This is a genomic window from Citrobacter sp. MGH104 (assembly GCF_001034485.1).
GTDB lineage: Bacteria > Pseudomonadota > Gammaproteobacteria > Enterobacterales > Enterobacteriaceae > Citrobacter > Citrobacter freundii.
Genome location: NZ_KQ089818.1, coordinates 3,470,725 through 3,489,644, shown reverse-complemented (window position 1 = coordinate 3,489,644; position 18,920 = coordinate 3,470,725). Strand labels below are relative to the sequence as shown.

At 52.7% G+C, this 18,920-nt stretch carries 16 protein-coding genes; 9 read left to right on the top strand and 7 right to left on the bottom strand.

Features of this window, described 5'->3' with window-relative positions:
• The first annotated feature begins 16 nt into the window (after nucleotides 1–16).
• Nucleotides 17–1,138: a [50S ribosomal protein L16]-arginine 3-hydroxylase gene (gene roxA, locus SK34_RS16385; protein WP_003030786.1), complete on the top strand. Its 1,122-nt coding sequence runs from the start codon at nucleotides 17–19 to the stop codon at nucleotides 1,136–1,138.
• Nucleotides 1,139–1,240: 102 nt separating this feature from the next.
• Here roxA and pepT read toward each other — a convergent pair whose 3' ends face one another.
• Nucleotides 1,241–2,467 (bottom strand): peptidase T, encoded by a 1,227-nt coding sequence (gene pepT, locus SK34_RS16380; RefSeq protein ID WP_048233481.1) that lies wholly within the window; start codon nucleotides 2,465–2,467, stop codon nucleotides 1,241–1,243.
• Nucleotides 2,468–2,717: 250 nt separating this feature from the next.
• On the opposite strand from pepT, the gene potA reads away from it, so the two are divergent.
• From potA to potD, 4 genes are read left to right on the top strand one after another with little or no spacing between them, the layout of a single operon-like run.
• The gene (gene potA / locus SK34_RS16375; RefSeq protein ID WP_003030791.1) at nucleotides 2,718–3,854 is read left to right on the top strand and encodes a spermidine/putrescine ABC transporter ATP-binding protein PotA; all 1,137 of its coding nucleotides are present in this window, start codon (nucleotides 2,718–2,720) and stop codon (nucleotides 3,852–3,854) included.
• Nucleotides 3,838–4,695 carry a spermidine/putrescine ABC transporter permease PotB gene (gene potB, locus SK34_RS16370; protein ID WP_003030793.1) on the top strand — a complete coding sequence of 286 codons (858 nt, stop codon included), beginning with the start codon at nucleotides 3,838–3,840 and terminating at the stop codon, nucleotides 4,693–4,695. Before potA ends, potB begins: the two co-directional genes overlap by 17 nt.
• Complete coding sequence (potC, locus tag SK34_RS16365; RefSeq protein WP_003030794.1) at nucleotides 4,692–5,471, top strand: spermidine/putrescine ABC transporter permease PotC; 780 nt, start codon at nucleotides 4,692–4,694, stop codon at nucleotides 5,469–5,471. The genes potB and potC overlap by 4 nt, the downstream gene beginning before the upstream one ends.
• A gap of 27 nt (nucleotides 5,472–5,498) precedes the next feature.
• Complete coding sequence (gene potD, locus SK34_RS16360; RefSeq protein ID WP_048233838.1) at nucleotides 5,499–6,545, top strand: spermidine/putrescine ABC transporter substrate-binding protein PotD; 1,047 nt, start codon at nucleotides 5,499–5,501, stop codon at nucleotides 6,543–6,545.
• 99 nt (nucleotides 6,546–6,644) lie between these two features.
• Here the strand turns inward: potD and cobB are convergent, their stop codons facing one another.
• From cobB to lolC, 5 genes are all read right to left on the bottom strand, one after another.
• On the bottom strand, nucleotides 6,645–7,466 hold the full coding sequence (cobB, locus tag SK34_RS16355; RefSeq protein ID WP_003030799.1) for a Sir2 family NAD+-dependent deacetylase: 822 nt from the start codon (nucleotides 7,464–7,466) through the stop codon (nucleotides 6,645–6,647).
• A 15-nt stretch (nucleotides 7,467–7,481) separates the two neighbouring features.
• Nucleotides 7,482–8,393 carry an N-acetylglucosamine kinase gene (gene nagK, locus SK34_RS16350; protein ID WP_003030802.1) on the bottom strand — a complete coding sequence of 304 codons (912 nt, stop codon included), beginning with the start codon at nucleotides 8,391–8,393 and terminating at the stop codon, nucleotides 7,482–7,484.
• 89 nt (nucleotides 8,394–8,482) lie between these two features.
• Nucleotides 8,483–9,727 carry a lipoprotein-releasing ABC transporter permease subunit LolE gene (gene lolE / locus SK34_RS16345; RefSeq protein ID WP_003030804.1) on the bottom strand — a complete coding sequence of 415 codons (1,245 nt, stop codon included), beginning with the start codon at nucleotides 9,725–9,727 and terminating at the stop codon, nucleotides 8,483–8,485.
• A complete protein-coding gene (gene lolD / locus SK34_RS16340; protein WP_003030805.1) occupies nucleotides 9,727–10,428 on the bottom strand; it encodes a lipoprotein-releasing ABC transporter ATP-binding protein LolD in 702 nt (233 codons plus the stop codon). The genes lolE and lolD overlap by 1 nt, the downstream gene beginning before the upstream one ends.
• Nucleotides 10,421–11,620, bottom strand: coding sequence for a lipoprotein-releasing ABC transporter permease subunit LolC (gene lolC / locus SK34_RS16335; RefSeq protein WP_003030806.1), 1,200 nt, complete (start codon nucleotides 11,618–11,620; stop codon nucleotides 10,421–10,423). The genes lolD and lolC overlap by 8 nt, the downstream gene beginning before the upstream one ends.
• Nucleotides 11,621–11,881: 261 nt before the next feature.
• On the opposite strand from lolC, the gene SK34_RS16330 reads away from it, so the two are divergent.
• From SK34_RS16330 to ldtC, 3 genes are all read left to right on the top strand, one after another.
• A complete protein-coding gene (locus tag SK34_RS16330; protein ID WP_003846719.1) occupies nucleotides 11,882–12,946 on the top strand; it encodes an acyltransferase family protein in 1,065 nt (354 codons plus the stop codon).
• 118 nt (nucleotides 12,947–13,064) lie between these two features.
• Nucleotides 13,065–16,511 carry a transcription-repair coupling factor gene (gene mfd / locus SK34_RS16325; RefSeq protein WP_044711801.1) on the top strand — a complete coding sequence of 1,149 codons (3,447 nt, stop codon included), beginning with the start codon at nucleotides 13,065–13,067 and terminating at the stop codon, nucleotides 16,509–16,511.
• 149 nt (nucleotides 16,512–16,660) lie between these two features.
• On the top strand, nucleotides 16,661–17,626 hold the full coding sequence (gene ldtC / locus SK34_RS16320; protein ID WP_016149995.1) for a L,D-transpeptidase LdtC: 966 nt from the start codon (nucleotides 16,661–16,663) through the stop codon (nucleotides 17,624–17,626).
• 86 nt (nucleotides 17,627–17,712) lie between these two features.
• Here the strand turns inward: ldtC and bhsA are convergent, their stop codons facing one another.
• Entirely contained in the window at nucleotides 17,713–17,970 is a 258-nt protein-coding gene (bhsA, locus tag SK34_RS16315; protein ID WP_003030810.1) for a multiple stress resistance protein BhsA, read from the bottom strand.
• 243 nt (nucleotides 17,971–18,213) lie between these two features.
• On the opposite strand from bhsA, the gene comR reads away from it, so the two are divergent.
• A complete protein-coding gene (gene comR, locus SK34_RS16310) occupies nucleotides 18,214–18,849 on the top strand; it encodes a TetR family copper-responsive transcriptional repressor ComR (RefSeq protein WP_003030812.1) in 636 nt (211 codons plus the stop codon).
• Nucleotides 18,850–18,920: the final 71 nt, after the last annotated feature.

Here is an 18,920-nt window from a genome sequence, read left to right as displayed (position 1 = left end):
CTGCGGGATGCTCATTATGGAATACCAACTCACACTTAACTGGCCCGATTTTCTTGAACGCCACTGGCAGAAACGCCCGGTGGTCTTAAAACGCGGGTTTAACAATTTTATTGATCCTCTCTCTCCTGACGAACTGGCTGGACTGGCAATGGAAAGCGAAGTCGACAGCCGACTCGTCAGCCACCAGGACGGAAAATGGCAGGTTAGCCACGGTCCTTTCGAAAGCTACGACCATCTTGGCGAGAACAACTGGTCTTTGCTGGTGCAGGCGGTCAACCACTGGCACGAGCCAACTGCCGCGCTGATGCGCCCGTTCCGTGAATTACCGGACTGGCGCATCGACGACCTGATGATTTCTTTCTCTGTCCCCGGCGGCGGCGTTGGCCCGCACCTGGATCAGTACGATGTATTTATCATTCAGGGAACAGGTCGTCGTCGCTGGCGCGTAGGTGAAAAACTGCAGTTGAAACAACACTGCCCTCACCCGGATCTCCTTCAGGTCGACCCGTTTGAAGCTATCATCGATGAAGAGCTGGAACCCGGCGATATCCTGTACATTCCACCGGGATTCCCGCACGAAGGTTATGCGCTGGAAAACGCGATGAACTATTCGGTCGGTTTCCGTGCGCCAAACACTCGCGAGCTGATCAGCGGGTTCGCCGATTACGTTTTACAACGTGAACTGGGTAGTACCTATTACAGCGATCCTGACCTGCCGCCACGCGATCATCCGGCCGACGTTCTGCCGCAGGAGATGGATAAGCTGCGCGAAATGATGCTCGGGCTGATTAATCAACCAGAACATTTCCAGCAGTGGTTTGGCGAGTTTATTTCTCAGTCTCGTCATGAACTGGATATTGCCCCGCCGGAGCCACCATATCAGCCAGACGAAATTTACGATGCCCTGAAGCAAGGTGATGTGTTAGTGCGTCTGGGCGGATTGCGTGTATTGCGTATTGGCGACGACGTCTACGCTAACGGTGAGAAAATTGATTCACCGCATCGTCCTGCCCTGGAAGCGCTGGCCAGTCATATTGTGTTGACGGCTGAGAACTTTGAGGATGCGCTGGAAGATCCTTCTTTCCTTGCCATGCTTGCCGCGCTGGTCAACAGCGGGTACTGGTTCTTCGAAGGGTAATGCGAAGTGTGCCTGATGCGACGCTACGCGTCTTATCAGGCCTACTGGAGTGTAATAATGTAGGCCGGATAAGCGAAGCGCCATCCGGCAACTACACATACTTTATTTTTGTTGCGCGGCCAGTTCAGCAATACGCACAATCACTTGTACCGCTTTTTCCATTCCTTCCAGGGTTACAAACTCATGTTTACCATGATAGTTGTAGCCGCCGGTGAACAGATTCGGACACGGTAATCCCATAAACGACAGCTGCGCGCCGTCAGTGCCGCCACGGATCGGTTTTAGCACCGGCTCAATATCGCAATCGCGCATCGCCTGCTGGGCGATATCCAGTACGTGCGGATGCTCAATCACTTTTTCGCGCATATTGTAGTAACTGTCTTCAATCACCAGTTCGATATAGCAGTCGGGGTGTAACCCTTTACCGACCTTCTTGGCGATATCCATGATCTTGCGTTTACGCGCTTCAAACTGCTTACGGTCAAAATCACGAATAATGTAGTGCATATCCGCCCGATCGACCGTCCCTTTCATGCTCGCCAGATGATAAAAGCCTTCGTAGCCTTCCGTCTTTTCCGGGCTTTCATCTGCCGGAACCTCTGCATGAATACGCGCCGCCAGCGACAGCGCATTTACCATCACACCTTTTGCGGTGCCGGGATGCACATTGTTGCCAACAATTTTAATATTTACCGACGCGGCGTTGAAGTTTTCAAACTCCAACTCACCTACGCCACCACCGTCAACGGTATAGGCCCACTGCGCATCGAATGCAGCAACGTCAAAATGCTTCGCCCCTTTACCCACCTCTTCGTCCGGCGTAAAGGCCACGCGGATATCACCGTGCGGAATATCTTTTTGGATAAGCACAGCCAGTGCGGTCATGATTTCCGCCACGCCTGCTTTATCATCCGCGCCCAGCAACGTTTTACCATCTGTGGTGATCAGCGTCTGACCCAGAAGTTGATGCAGCACCGGGAACATCACTGGCGATAAAACTTCATCACCGATGCCTAACGCAATATCGCCACCGCGATAGTTTTCAACAATTTGCGGGTTGACATTTTTACCACTGAAATCCGGTGAGGTATCCACATGGGAAATAAAGCCGATCGCAGGAATATTGCCAGCAACGTTAGCGAGTAACGTTGCCATCAGCGTGCCTTTTTCGCTCAGTGAAATATTAACCAGCCCCATCTCTTCGAGCTGTTGTTTGAGCAGTTGTAATAATTTCCACTGTCCTTCGGTGCTGGGTACCTGCCGCACGCCCGATTTTGATTGGGTGTCCAGCGACACGTAGTGTAAAAAACGCTCAAGTAGTTTATCCATGCAGTCACCCTCACTTTTTGTGACAACATTATCAATAAGCAACAAAAGACAAATATTGCGTCAGGTCACTTTTATCCCCGCAAGTGAGAATATTTCGCCCTGACATCCCCTCTGACTATAGGGCTAAGTCAGTAATTCGCAACAAGGATTGGCGATTACAATGGTTTGCCGTAGAATAACGGCCCTCATTAAGAGTCATCAAGGTGGTTAACCACAAACCCCGCATCGGTCAGCCATCCGTTGCGTTTACATGGGACAGAGTAAAAAATTGAATAAACAACCGCGTTCGCTTTCTCCACTGGTGCAATTAGCGGGAATTCGCAAAAGTTTCGATGGCAAAGAGGTGATTTCCAGCCTGGATTTGACCATCAATAATGGCGAGTTTCTTACGCTGCTTGGCCCCTCTGGCTGCGGTAAAACAACCGTTCTTCGCCTGATTGCCGGTCTGGAAACGGTTGATTCCGGTCATATTATGTTGGACAACGAGGACATTACTCACGTTCCAGCGGAAAACCGCTACGTGAATACCGTCTTCCAAAGCTATGCGTTATTCCCCCACATGACCGTATTTGAGAATGTGGCCTTTGGTTTACGTATGCAAAAAACGCCCGCAGCCGACATTTCTCCCCGCGTTACCGAAGCCCTGCGCATGGTGCAACTGGAAGAGTTCGCCCAGCGAAAACCGCATCAACTTTCCGGCGGCCAGCAGCAGCGCGTAGCGATTGCCCGAGCTGTGGTCAACAAACCCCGCTTACTCTTGTTAGATGAATCCCTCTCTGCGCTGGACTACAAACTGCGTAAGCAGATGCAGAATGAACTGAAAGCGCTGCAGCGTAAGCTTGGTATCACTTTTGTCTTTGTCACACACGATCAGGAAGAAGCGCTGACTATGTCCGACCGCATCGTGGTGATGCGCGATGGTAAGATTGAGCAGGACGGTACGCCGCGCGAAATCTACGAAGAGCCCAAGAATCTGTTCGTCGCCGGGTTTATCGGCGAGATCAATATGTTTAACGCCACGGTGATTGAACGTCTGGATGAACAGCGTGTTCGTGCTAACGTTGAAGGTCGCGAGTGCAATATTTATGTCAACTTCGCGGTGGTTCCCGGACAAAAGCTGCACGTCCTGTTACGTCCTGAAGATTTGCGCGTAGATGAAATCAACGATGATAATCATATCGAAGGCCTGATCGGCTACGTGCGCGAACGCAACTACAAAGGCATGACGCTGGAGTCGGTTGTGGAACTGGAAAATGGCAAGATGGTGATGGTCAGCGAATTCTTCAATGAAGACGATCCTGACTTTGACCACTCTCTCGACCAGAAAATGGCGATTAACTGGGTAGAAAGCTGGGAGGTAGTACTGGCTGATGAAGAACACAAGTAAATTCCAGAGTGTGGTGATCGTCACCATTGTCGGTTGGCTTGTGTTATTTGTCTTTCTGCCCAACCTGATGATCATCGGTACCAGCTTTTTGACCCGCGACGACGCCAATTTCGTCAAAATGGTCTTTACGCTGGAGAACTATACGCGCCTGCTCGATCCGCTCTATTTTGAGGTGCTGGTTCACTCCCTCAATATGGCGCTGATTGCCACGCTCGCCTGTCTGGTACTCGGCTACCCGTTTGCCTGGTTTTTGGTGAAACTGCCGGAAAAAGTGCGCCCGCTGCTGCTGTTCCTGCTGATTGTTCCGTTCTGGACCAATTCACTTATTCGCATCTACGGACTCAAAATTTTCCTCAGTACCAAAGGCTATCTCAACGAGTTTCTGTTATGGCTCGGGGTTATCGACACACCCATTCGCATCATGTTTACCCCCAGCGCGGTGATTATCGGGCTGGTATACATCCTGCTACCGTTTATGGTGATGCCGCTCTATTCCAGCATTGAAAAACTCGATAAACCGCTGCTGGAAGCCGCACGCGATTTAGGTGCCAGTAAACTTCAGACCTTCACCCGCATCATTATTCCGTTGACGATGCCGGGGATTATCGCCGGATGCCTGCTGGTTATGCTGCCCGCAATGGGGCTGTTTTATGTTTCCGACTTAATGGGCGGTGCGAAAAACCTGCTGATTGGCAACGTAATTAAAGTTCAGTTCCTGAACATCCGTGACTGGCCGTTTGGTGCAGCCACCAGCATTACGCTGACCATCGTGATGGGTCTGATGCTGCTGATCTACTGGCGTGCCTCGCGCTTGCTGAACAAGAAGGTGGAACTCGAATGATCGGTCGACTGCTCCGCGGCGGTTTTATGACCGCTATCTACGCGTATCTGTATATTCCAATCATCATTCTGATTGTGAACTCCTTTAACAGCTCGCGCTTCGGCATCAACTGGCAGGGTTTTACTACCAAATGGTACGGCCTGCTGATGAATAACGACAGCCTGTTGCAGGCGGCGCAGCACTCGCTGACGATGGCGGTGCTATCCGCCACGTTTGCCACCTTGATCGGCTCACTCACTGCGGTTGCGCTGTACCGCTACCGTTTTCGCGGTAAACCGTTTGTCAGTGGCATGCTGTTCGTGGTGATGATGTCGCCAGATATTGTGATGGCAATATCTCTGCTGGTGCTGTTTATGCTGATCGGCATTCAACTGGGTTTCTGGTCGCTGTTGTTCTCACATATCACTTTTTGTCTGCCTTTTGTGGTGGTGACAGTTTACTCACGCCTGAAAGGTTTTGATGTACGCATGCTTGAGGCTGCTAAAGATTTGGGTGCCAGCGAAGTAACTATTCTACGCAAGATTATACTGCCACTGGCTATGCCTGCGGTGGCTGCGGGTTGGTTGTTGAGCTTTACGCTGTCGATGGATGATGTCGTCGTTTCGTCCTTCGTTACCGGACCGGGTTATGAAATTCTGCCATTAAAAATCTACTCAATGGTCAAAGTCGGCGTATCACCAGAGGTGAACGCGCTGGCGACCATTTTGTTGGTTCTGTCGCTGGTTATGGTGATCGCCAGCCAGCTTATTGCACGTGATAAAACCAAGGGCCGCTGAGGCCCTTAATTCAGGGGACGTTAAATGATGAAAAAATGGTCACGCCACCTGCTCGCGGCGGGTGCTCTGGCACTGGGCATGAGCGCCGCTCACGCGAATGACAACAACACGCTCTATTTCTATAACTGGACCGAGTATGTCCCGCCAGGGCTGCTGGAACAGTTCACCAAAGAGACCGGCATTAAGGTTATCTATTCGACCTACGAGTCGAACGAAACCATGTACGCCAAGCTCAAAACCTATAAAGACGGCGCATACGATCTGGTGGTTCCGTCCACCTATTACGTCGATAAAATGCGTAAAGAAGGTATGATCCAGAAGATCGACAAGTCGACGTTGACCAACTTCCACAACCTCGATCCGGAAATGCTCAACAAGCCGTTTGACCCGAACAATGACTACTCCATCCCGTATATCTGGGGTGCGACGGCCATTGGCGTAAACAGCGATGCTATCGATCCGAAAACCGTCACCAGTTGGGCCGATCTATGGAAACCGGAGTACAAAGGCAGTCTGCTGTTAACGGATGATGCGCGTGAAGTGTTCCAGATGGCGCTGCGCAAGCTGGGATACTCCGGCAATACCACCGAACCGAAAGAGATTGAAGCTGCCTATAACGAGCTGAAGAAACTGATGCCTAACGTCGCGGCGTTTAACTCTGACAACCCGGCCAACCCGTATATGGAAGGTGAAGTCAATCTGGGGATGGTGTGGAACGGCTCCGCATATGTTGCGCGTCAGGCAGGTACACCGCTGGAAGTGGTATGGCCTAAAGAAGGTGGCATTTTCTGGATGGATAGCCTGTCTATTCCGGCTAACGCGAAAAACAAAGAAGGTGCGCTGAAGCTGATTAACTTCCTGCTGCGCCCGGACGTGGCGAAAGAAGTTGCGGAAACTATTGGTTATCCGACGCCAAACCTGGCAGCACGTAAGCTGTTAAGCCCTGAAGTCGCAAATGATAAAACCCTGTACCCTGACGCAGAAACCATCAACAAAGGGGAATGGCAGAACGACGTCGGTTCCGCCAGCGCTATCTATGAAGAGTATTATCAGAAGCTAAAAGCAGGACGTTAATTGCCCTCCTCATAGGCCGGATAAGACGCGCCAGCGTCGCATCCGGCGCATCATCATTGCCCGATGGCGCTACGCTTATCGGGCCTACGCCATCCGTTCTCACAGACCTTTCAATAACTTCTCAACAAACTCTGGCACCACCTGGCTTGCCGGACCGTAATACTTCTCTTCAAACTCGCTGCCAACCTGGCTCGGTTCGAGATTTAGTTCTACCGTATGTGCCCCATGCAGTCGCGCCTCATGCACAAAACCCGCAGCCGGATAAACATGTCCCGATGTGCCAATCGCAATGAATACATCCGCCATTGCCAGCGCCATGTAAATTTCATCCATGCCCAGCGGCATTTCACCAAACCACACCACGTGTGGTCGCAACGGTGCCGGAAATTGACAGCAGTGACATTTATCTTCCGGGGTCACATCGTCCTTCCATTCCAGAATCTGCCCGCTTTGCGAGCAGCGAACCTTGAGCAGTTCGCCGTGCATATGGATAACGTTCTGGCTGCCCGCACGCTCATGCAGGTTATCAATGTTCTGCGTCACCAGTAAAAAACGGTCGCCCAGTTCGGCTTCGAGTTTTGCCAGTGCGATATGCGCCGCGTTGGGCTGGATTTCTGGCTGTTGCAATTGATGGCGACGGGCGTTATAAAACGACTGAACCAGTTCCGGGTTTCGACTAAATCCTTCCGGAGTCGCAACGTCCTCAACCCGATGTTCTTCCCAGAGACCATCCGCCGCGCGGAAGGTTCGAATTCCTGACTCAGCGGAGATTCCCGCTCCCGTCAGTACCAGCACTCTTGGTTTTTCCATCAATTCAGGCACCACTCTGTCTCTGAAAAAGATTCGTTGACGCAGGCGATCGCGCAAATGGCGTTTATTTTTACGAAAGCGGCTTAACCGATGACCCCGACGCGACAGCATAACAACCTCTTTGTATTAATCGGTAAGATGTAGGAAAGCAGCCCCGCGCATCCCGCCGGCATCACCGTGCCGTGCCTGCTCAATACGCGGTACCCGGGCAACCGGCAACAGATGACGTGGCAGTCGGTCCGTCAGTTGCGTCGTAATAGCGGTAAAATTCGATAAGCCTCCGCCAATCACCACCAAATCAGGATCGACGATAGTCAGGATATTCCCAAGACACACCGCCAGCAAATCCAGATAGCGTTCTACGTGTGCACGCGCATGTTCATCGCCCTGCTCCCACAACGCGATAATTTCACGGGCATCCAGCGGTTGATGGTAGTAATGCTGATACAACCACGCAAATCCACCGCCGGAAAGATAGCTTTCGATGCATCCCAGTTGGCCGCATCCGCAGCGGCGCAGCGGGAAATCAAAGCCCATCAGCGTCAGCGCATCGACCGGCAAACGAATATGACCAAACTCGCCGGTGATATAGCTACGTCCGGTGATGGATTTCCCGTTAAGCACCAGGCCGCCGCCAACGCCCGTACCGAGGATCAACCCCATCACCAGCGGATATTGGGTAAACTCGTCATCCCAGGCTTCGGAGAGAGCAAAACAGTTCGCATCGTTATCCAGACGCACATCGCGGTCAAGGCGAGCGCTAAGATCTGCGCGGAGCGGTTTGCCACTGGCGGCAGGAACGTTGGCCGCGTACAACGTGCCGTCTTCCGTTTCCGGCATGCCAGGAATCCCGATACCGACCGAACCTTTGATACCAAAACGCTGGTCAGCTTCCGTCACCAGATTGCAGACCGCATCAAGGAAAGCGTCGTAGCTGTCGCGAGGTGTAGGGACGCGAGTTTCCCATTGCAGACGACGTTGCTTATCAAACACGCCCAGCGCAATTTTGGTCCCGCCGATGTCAAATCCGTAATACATCACCGCTCCTTGATACACGTCATCCTTCAAGATGCCTCTGCGTTGGCTACGCCTTGATGCAGCATGAATGCTGTCGTGTATTATTGTTGTTATTGGCCGCTAAGTACTCTCGCAGGATCAATATTGCTGGCGCGACGCGCCGGATACCAACTTGCCAAAAGACTCAGCACGAGTGCTGTCACCAGCACGTAAATCACATCCAGCCAGTGTAATTCCGATGGCAGGAAGTCAATGAAATAGATATCGCCGGACAGGAACTGATGACCGATAAGCGCCTCGATTCCGTTGATGATCGGCGTCAGTTGCAACGAGACAACCACCCCGATGACGACGCCTATCAGGCTACCGAACAGACCCGCCAGCAGGCCGTACCAGACAAAAATGGCACGGATCAACCCATCTTTCGCCCCGAGGGTTCTTAATACCGCAATATCGCCGCTTTTGTCTTTTACCGCCATCACTAACGTGGAAACGATATTAAAGCAGGCCACACCAATCACCAGCACCATCGCCAGATACATAATGGCGCGAATCATCTGGATATCGCGATACATATAGCCGTAAGTACCGATCCAGCTCTTAATATAAACATAGTTATTGGTGACTTCACCCGCGTCCCGCACCAGCTTATTGGCGTTAAACACGTCGTTAACCTTCAGCGCAATCCCGGAAACGCTGGTTCCCATATCCAGATATTGCTGCGCATCTTCCATTGGGATCATGGCAAAGCTGTGATCGAGCTGACCGCTCAGCTGCAGAATTCCCGTTACGTGCAAACGCACGCGTTTAGGCTGCTGTAATTTATGATCCGCGCTGGCGTTAGGGATCATAATCGACACCCAGTCGCCCTGCTTCACCTTCAGCGCATCGGCAATACCCTTACCAATGATGATTTGTTGTTCACCGGCTTTAAAATTATCCCAGGCATGGTTTTGCACGAAGGATGGCAGTGCGCTTAAACGCTGTTCCTGTTTCGGGTCAACGCCCTTCACCTGCACCGCGCGTAAGTTCGCCCCGCTCTCTACCAGTCCGGTAAAGTTGATATAAGGCGCCGCGGCGACAATACCCGGCACTTTTTGTACTTTGTCGAGCGCTTCCTGCCAGTTATTCCACGGCTGATTTACGGCTTCAATCTCTCCGTGTGGGACTACGGCCAGAATACGGTTGTTCAGCTCACGCTCAAATCCGTTCATGGCACTTAAACCAACGATCAACACCGCCACACCCAACGCGATGCCAACGGTGGAAATCACTGATATCAGCGAAACCATACCGCCGCGCCGCCGACCACGGCTAAAGCGCAGACCAATCAATAATGATAAAGGCGAAGCCATTACTCAGCTCCCATCAGGCTCAGTTCAGCCGTCAGGCGACCATCGCGCATTTCAAGCTGGCGGCTCATCCGCTTCGCCAGTTGCAGATCGTGCGTCACCACCAGAAATGCCGTGCCCTGAGAACGGTTCAGCTCGCCCAGAAGCTCGAAAATGCTATCCGCGTTACGCGCATCCAGGTTACCCGTTGGCTCATCCGCCAGGACCAGACGCGGGTTATTCACCAGCGCACGAGCGATGGCCACACGCTGGCGTTCGCCGCCAGACAGTTCAGACGGGCGATGACTGGCACGATGATCCAGTCCTACGGCTTTCAGCATATCCCGTGCACGCTCGGTTATTTCAGCCGGTTTTTTCTTGCCTATCAGCAGCGGCATCGCTACGTTTTCCAGCGCGGTAAAGTCCGGCAGTAAATGGTGGAACTGGTAAATAAAGCCCAGCTTCTGATTACGCAGTTCCGCTTTCGCCGCCGACGAGAGCTTGCTCATTGGCTGACCGCTAAAAATGACGTCGCCGGAAGTCGGGGTATCCAACCCGCCTAACAGATGCAGCAGCGTACTCTTGCCGGAGCCAGAGCTGCCGACAATCGCCATCATCTCACCTTCGCCGACGCTAAAACTGACATCGTGCAGGACATCGGTCTGCACAGTGCCTTCCTGATAGCGTTTGCACAGGTTGTCGCATTGCAACAGGATCTTATTCATAACGTAAAGCCTCAGCGGGTTGAGTGGCGGCAGCGCGCCAGGAAGGATAAAGCGTAGACAGCAGCGCGATGGCCATCGCCACCAGCGCAATGACGATAACCTGAAGCGGCTCGATAGCGACCGGCAGCGCCGCGCCATCCAGCAGCACACCAATAATTGGCATTAAATTGTTCAGTTGACTGGCGAGCAATGCGCCCAGCACCGCGCCAAGCAGCGCGCCGATAATCCCGGCACTGGCCCCCTGAACCATAAACACCATCATTATCTGCCGCGGCGTTAGCCCCTGCGTTTGTAGAATCGCCACTTCCCCTTGCTTCTCCATTACCATCAGACCCAGCGAGGTAATAATATTAAAAGCCGCCACAGCCACGATCAGGCTAAGCAGTAGCCCCATCATGTTCTTCTCCATGCGCACGGCCTGGAACAGTTCCCCTTTGCGCTCGCGCCAGTCCTGCCATTTGGTGCCCTGCGGCAGCGTTTGCTGGCTCAGCGTATCAACTTTTAACGGTTCGTTCAGCCACAGACGCCAGCCGGTAATATTGCCCACCGGATAGCGCATCAGGCGGGAAGCATCCTGAATGTTGGTCAGCATCTGGTAACCGTCTACTTCGCTGTTGGCGGCGAAGGTGCCAATCACCGTAAACAGACGCTGGCTCGGCAAACGCCCCATTGGCGTAAACTGGCTGGCCGAAGGCACCATCACGCGAATTTGATCGCCACGGTTCACGCCCAACTGCCCGGCAAGCTGCTCGCCGAGGATGACATTATACTTACCCGGTTGCAGATCTGTTTGTTTCACATTGACCAGATACGGCGTTAACGGATCTTTTTGCGCCGGATCGATACCGAGCATCACGCCGACCGCCACGCTACGCGCGCTTTGCAGCACCACATCTCCCGTAGTTATGGGTGCAACTCGGTTGACGCCGTTCAACACCACCGCTTTTTCCGGCAGTTGTTGCGGGTTGAGGGAACCCTGTTCAGACGAGAGGACGGCCTGAGGCATCAGGCCAAGAATATTGTTTTGCAGCTCGCGCTCAAAACCGTTCATCACCGACAACACCGTGACCAGCGCCATCACCCCGAGGGTAATGCCAATGGTGGAGAGCCAGGAAACGAAGCGACCGAAGCGATCTGCTGCACGCCCACGCATATAACGCAGGCCGATGAATAGAGCGACAGGTTGGTACATGAAATCCGTCTGGTTGCTGTTAGCAAAGTCACGAGTATATAAGCGAAAGCGGAATGGGTAAATGACTGAACCGTAAGTGTTCGTCAGCACTATTCCTAAAAGTATAAATAAATCAATTCGCTAAAGCTGTCCCTCTTCCCTTCCATCCTGGTCCCTGATCTTTATCTTAAAAAATCAAAATGCAGACAGTTACGCATTACAGCGCACAGCGGGTTGCGCAGGATGGCAGGCTATAACCAACAATATGGATACGCCGTCTCGATGAATAAAAAAGAACTATGGATTAATCAAATCAAAGGGTTATGTATTTGCCTGGTGGTGATTTACCACTCGGTAATCACATTTTACCCGCACCTCACTACTTTTCAGCATCCGCTTTCAGAGCTGCTGAGCAAATGCTGGATTTACCTCAATTTGTACCTGGCGCCGTTTCGCATGCCGGTATTTTTCTTTATTTCGGGATATCTGATCCGTCGCTACATTGATAGCGTCCCGTGGACCACCTGCGTGGATAAACGGATCTGGAGTATTGCCTGGGTGCTGATACTCTGGGGTGTGGTGCAATGGCTGGCGTTAGTGACGCTCAATAACTGGCTGGCCCCACAGCGCGATCTGAGCCATGCTGCCAACGCCGCTTATGCTGGTTCGATCGCAGGTTTTACCCACGGGATGCTGACCGCCAGTACCAGCTTGTGGTATCTGTACGCGCTGATTGTCTATTTTGTTCTGTGTAAAATTTTCAGCCGTTGGGCGGTGCCGCTGTTGGCGTTATTTGTGGCGCTGAGCGTGGCGATCAACTTTGTCCCGACGCCGTGGTGGGGAATGAACAGCGTGATTCGCAATCTGCCCTGGTACAGCCTCGGTGCATGGTTTGGCGCAACGCTGATGGTATGGATTAAGGAGGTGCCCCTGCGCCGCCATGCGCTCATTGTTCTGGTTAGCGCAATCGCCGCCATCGTCGCGTGGCTGGCAAATGTCTCACTATTACTTTCTCTTCTTTCCATTGTGCTGATCATGAAGCTGTTTTATCAATTTGAGCTGCGCTTTGGTATGCGTGAGTCCGGCCCGTTAAGCGTGATTGGTGCCAATACCATCGCCATCTACACCACCCACCGAATTCTGGTTGAGCTATTCAGCTTAACGCTAATCCCCAACATTAATCATGCCGCCTGGCCTGCATATGCAGAGCTGGCCCTGCTGCTGGTGTATCCATTCGCCTGCCTGCTGCTGTGCACCTTGTTTGGCCTGTTGGTGCGTAAAATTTCACAAAAAACAGTGGCCGACCTGCTCTTTTCCCCGCCTTCTTTATCGGTCGTTTCGCGCTAACCCCAACGCGCTTTTTGCCCCCATCAGGGGGCGAATCAATTTGCTTATGAGAAACGATCACGGATAATAAAGAACATTGCTTATCAGATGTATATCTAAACGAGAACCTGACAACCGAATGCCTGAACAACATCGTTACACGCTCCCAGCGAAAGCTGGCGATCAGCGCCAGTTGGGTGAGCTTACCGGTGCCGCCTGCGCAACGCTGGTCGCCGAAATCGCCGAACATCACGCCGGTCCAGTGGTACTGATCGCGCCGGACATGCAAAATGCTTTGCGCCTGCATGATGAAATTCGTCAGTTCACCGACCAGATGGTGATGAACCTGGCCGACTGGGAAACGCTGCCCTATGACAGTTTTTCTCCCCATCAGGAGATTATCTCTTCGCGTCTCTCTACGCTGTATCAACTGCCTGCCATGCAGCGAGGCGTGCTGATCGTTCCGGTAAATACTCTGATGCAGCGTGTCTGTCCGCACAGCTATCTGCACGGGCATGCGCTGGTCATGAAAAAAGGTCAGCGGCTTTCGCGCGACGCCCTGCGCGAACAGCTGGATAGCGCTGGCTATCGCCATGTTGATCAGGTCATGGAACACGGCGAATACGCCACGCGCGGCGCGTTGTTGGATCTGTTCCCGATGGGCAGCGAGTTGCCTTATCGTCTGGATTTCTTTGATGACGAAATCGACAGCCTGCGTCTGTTTGATACCGACACCCAGCGCACGCTGGAAGAAGTCGATGCCATTAATTTGCTTCCCGCGCACGAATTCCCGACTGACAAAACGGCCATCGAGCTATTCCGTAGTCAGTGGCGCGATACCTTTGAGGTTAAACGCGACGCCGAACATATTTATCAGCAGGTCAGCAAAGGCACGTTACCTGCGGGTATTGAATACTGGCAACCGCTGTTTTTCAGCGAGCCGCTGCCGCCGCTGTTCAGCTACTTCCCTGCCAATACGTTATTGGTCAATACCGGTGATATCGAGACCAGCGCAGAACGCTTCCAGGCCGATACCCTGTCACGCTTTGAAAATCGCGGTGTTGATCCAATGCGCCCGCTTCTGCCGCCGGAATCGCTGTGGCTGCGGGTTGATGAGCTGTTTTCTGAACTTAAACGCTGGCCGCGCGTTCAACTGAAAACCGAGAGTCTGGCGAACAAAGCTGCGAATACCAACCTCGGGTTCCAGAAGCTGCCGGACATCGCCGTGCAGGCACAGCAAAAATCACCGTTAGATGCGTTACGTAAATTCCTTGAGGGCTTTACCGGCCCGGTGATTTTCTCGGTCGAAAGTGAAGGCCGACGTGAAGCGCTTGGCGAGTTGCTCGCTCGTATCAAAGTGGCACCGAAGCGGATATTGCGACTCGATGAAGCCGTAGCTAACGGTCGTTATCTGATGATTGGCGCAGCTGAGCACGGCTTCATCGATAGCAAACGCAATCTGGCACTGATTTGTGAAAGCGATCTGCTTGGGGAACGCGTGGCGCGTCGCCGCCAGGATTCGCGTCGCACCATCAACCCGGATACATTAATTCGTAACCTTGCAGAGCTGCATCCCGGTCAGCCGGTAGTGCATCTGGAACACGGCGTGGGTCGCTATGCCGGGATGACCACGCTGGAAGCGGGCGGTATCACCGGTGAATATCTGATGCTCACCTATGCCAACGATGCCAAACTGTACGTGCCGGTGTCGTCACTGCATCTGATCAGCCGCTATGCAGGCGGTGCAGAAGAGAATGCACCGCTGCATAAACTGGGCGGCGATGCCTGGTCACGCGCCCGACAGAAAGCCGCTGAGAAGGTGCGCGATGTCGCGGCAGAGCTGCTGGATATTTATGCCCAGCGCGCGGCGAAAGAAGGCTTTGCCTTTAAGCATGACCGTGAACAGTATCAGCTGTTTTGCGACAGCTTCCCGTTTGAAACCACGCCTGACCAGGCGCAGGCGATCAACGCTGTACTCAGCGATATGTGCCAACCTCTGGCCATGGACCGCCTGGTGTGCGGTGACGTCGGTTTTGGTAAAACCGAAGTCGCGATGCGCGCCGCTTTCCTTGCCGTAGAGAACCACAAACAGGTTGCCGTGCTGGTTCCGACTACCCTGCTCGCACAGCAGCACTTCGACAACTTCCGCGATCGTTTTGCCAACTGGCCGGTACGCATTGAGATGTTGTCCCGTTTCCGTAGCGCCAAAGAGCAAGCGCAGATTCTGGAACAGGTTGCCGAGGGGAAAATTGATATTCTCATCGGCACGCACAAACTGCTGCAAGCGGATGTGAAGTTAAAAGATCTGGGTCTGCTGATTGTCGATGAAGAGCACCGTTTCGGCGTTCGCCACAAAGAACGCATCAAGGCGATGCGTGCGGATGTCGATATTCTGACCCTGACGGCAACGCCTATTCCGCGTACGCTCAATATGGCGATGAGCGGCATGCGCGATCTGTCGATTATCGCCACGCCGCCTGCTCGTCGTCTGGCGGTCAAAACCTTCGTGCGCGAATACGACAGCCTGGTGGTACGCGAGGCGATCCTGCGTGAAGTTCTGCGCGGGGGACAAGTTTATTATCTGTTTAACGACGTCGAAAATATCCAGAAAACCGCTGACAGATTAGCAGAACTGGTGCCGGAAGCGCGTATTGGTATCGGCCACGGGCAAATGCGCGAGCGCGAGCTGGAACGCGTGATGAACGATTTCCACCATCAGCGTTTTAACGTGCTGGTGTGTACCACCATTATCGAAACCGGGATCGACATTCCGACCGCCAACACTATTATCATCGAACGCGCCGATCACTTTGGTTTAGCGCAATTGCACCAGCTACGCGGTCGTGTGGGACGCTCACACCATCAGGCGTACGCCTGGCTGCTGACGCCGCATCCAAAAGCAATGACCACCGACGCGCAAAAGCGTCTGGAAGCCATCGCTTCGCTGGAAGATTTGGGTGCAGGATTTGCGCTGGCGACCCACGACCTTGAAATTCGCGGCGCCGGGGAACTGTTGGGTGAAGATCAAAGTGGTTCCATGGAAAGCATCGGCTTCTCGCTGTATATGGAGCTGCTGGAAAACGCGGTCGATGCGCTCAAAGAAGGGCGTGAGCCGTCACTGGAAGATCTCACCAGCCAGCAAACCGAAGTTGAATTGCGTATGCCGTCTCTGCTGCCGGATGACTATATACCGGATGTTAACACCCGACTATCGTTCTACAAGCGCATTGCCAGCGCGAAAGGCGAAAACGAACTGGAAGAGATTAAGGTCGAGCTGATAGATCGTTTTGGCCTGCTTCCCGACCCGGCTCGTACGTTGCTGGATATCGCTCGTTTACGCCAGCAGGCGCAGAAACTGGGGATCAGAAAGCTCGAAGGTCATGACAAAGGCGGTACCATTGAATTTGCCGAGAAAAACCACGTCAACCCGGTCTGGCTGATTGGTTTACTGCAAAAACAACCGCAACACTTCCGTCTGGACGGCCCAACCCGACTGAAATTTATGCAGGATCTGGGCGAGCGTAAAACGCGGATCGACTGGGTCCGCCAGTTTATGCGTCAGCTTGAAGAAAACGCCGTAGCATAGTGAACAGGCCGGGTGAGCACACCACTCACCCGGCCTGATGAATTTACAAACTCTTTGCACTTCCCTGCACTTCCAGACACAGCAAACCGCCATAATTCTCGTTTACTTTTACATAATAAAAACCACGTAAAAACAATGGATTTATGGTGATGTTAAACAATAAACGACTCTCTCGCTGGCTCGCGTTTTTTACGCTGGCAGCGACCTTCGCGTTAGCACTTCCGGCTCAGGCAAACACCTGGCCGCTGCCACCGCCGGGAAGCCGTCTGGTGGGCCAGAATACCGTTCACGTTGTTGAAGACAATGGCGGTTCTCTGGAGGCGATTGCGAAAAAATATAATGTCGGCTTTTTAGCGCTGCTGCAGGCCAACCCCGGCGTTGACCCTTACGTACCACGTCCGGGCAGCGTGCTGACTATACCGTTACAAACTCTGCTACCTGACGCCCCGCGCGAAGGTATTGTTATCAACCTCGCCGAACTGCGTCTTTATTATTACCAGCCGGGGACCAATTCGGTGACCGTTTATCCTATTGGTATTGGCCAGTTAGGTGGTGACACGCTGACGCCTACGATGGTAACCACCATTTCTGATAAACGCGCCAACCCCACCTGGACGCCGACGGCAAATATCCGCGCGCGATACAAAGCAAACGGAATTGACCTGCCTGCCGTTGTACCTGCCGGTCCGGATAACCCGATGGGCCATCATGCAATTCGCTTAGCGGCATACGGCGGCGTTTATCTGCTGCACGGCACCAATGCTGACTTTGGCATCGGCATGCGCGTCAGTTCCGGCTGTATTCGTCTGCGCGACGGTGATATCGAAACCCTGTTCCGTCAGGTAACGCCCGGAACTAAGGTCAATATTATCAATACGCCGATCAAAGCATCCGTTGAGCCTAACGGCGTGCGGCTGGTAGAAGTACATCAGCCGCTGTCCGAAAAAATCAATGACGACCCGCAACTGTTGCCAATCGTGCTGAACGCGTCCATGCAGACATTTAAAAATGCGGCGCAAACAGATGCCGCCGTCATGGATCATGCGATGGAGATTCGCTCAGGCATGCCGGTCGATGTGACCCGTCATCACGACGTTGCTCAACAGCCGATGTAAACTCCGCACATAAAAAAACCCCCGCTGGATTTTATTCCGCGGGGGTTTTTTATTTAACTCGCAGTGGCATTGCGATGGGTTAAATCTTATTTGTAGATAACAGCAGTCCCATGAAGGGTGTTAGGGCCGGTAACGGAAGTAATACGGAAAGACTTCGCACCCATCTCATCGGCTTTCTGCGCCAGTTGATCTTCCAGTGAACCTAAGTTAGTCCCCGCATTCGCAGAAATAGTACCGACTTTCTCTTGACCCGCAGGTGTGGACTGAACTTCAACAGCGGCGAAGCTTGCAAATGACAGTGAGCTAAGAACAGCAGCAACAAACAGGGTTTTTACGTTTTTCATGATAGTGACCTTTAGCAGATGAATGGGTGTCGGAAAGATTAACTTAACGATCGATAGGTAAATCATAGATGTGATCCAGGTCACACGTCAATACTTTTTTATAATGATCGTTATATAAAATATAAAGGTCTTATTTTTCATGACAATAGATATAATTTATTTTTATCGTGAATCCGCTGGAGTGTGCAGTCGAATATTTTTATAATGGTTATTCAATAAACCCAACAAAGGTACATCGGCGCCATGACAACTGAAACGACAGGTTGTGCAAAAAAAAGCCGTGGCCGACCAAAAGTGTTCGACAGGGAAGCCGCGCTTGATAAGGCCATGACACTCTTCTGGCAGCACGGATATGAAGCGACCTCGCTCGCCGATCTCGTAGAAGCTACCGGCGCAAAAGCGCCCACGCTGTATGCGGAGTTCACCAATAAAGAAGGGTTGTTCCGTGCCGTACTGGACCGCTACATCACCCGCTTTGCGGCGAAACACGAAGCCCAGCTGTTTTGTGAAGAAAAAAGCCTTGAGTCCGCACTGGAAGACTATTTCACCGCCATAGCGACCTGCTTTACCAGCAAGGACACCCCGGCGGGATGTTTCATGATTAACACTTCTGCGACGCTGGCAGCCTCTTCCCGTGATATTGCGCACACGGTGAAATCCCGCCATGCAATGCAGGAACAGACGCTTACTCAGTTTCTTCATCAGCGTCAGCAACGAGGTGAAATCCCCGCCTACTGTGACGTGCAAAAACTGGCTGAATACCTGAACTGTATTTTACAAGGTATGTCGATCAGCGCCCGTGAAGGTGCAACGTTTGAAAAACTGATGCAGATCGCACGTACCACCCTGCGGCTGTGGCCCGAACTCGTCAAAGCTTAACCCTTTCCCGCAATTCCCCCACTGTACTAACACCCCCGGGAGCTGATAAAGCCCCCGGTTAGATTCCCGTT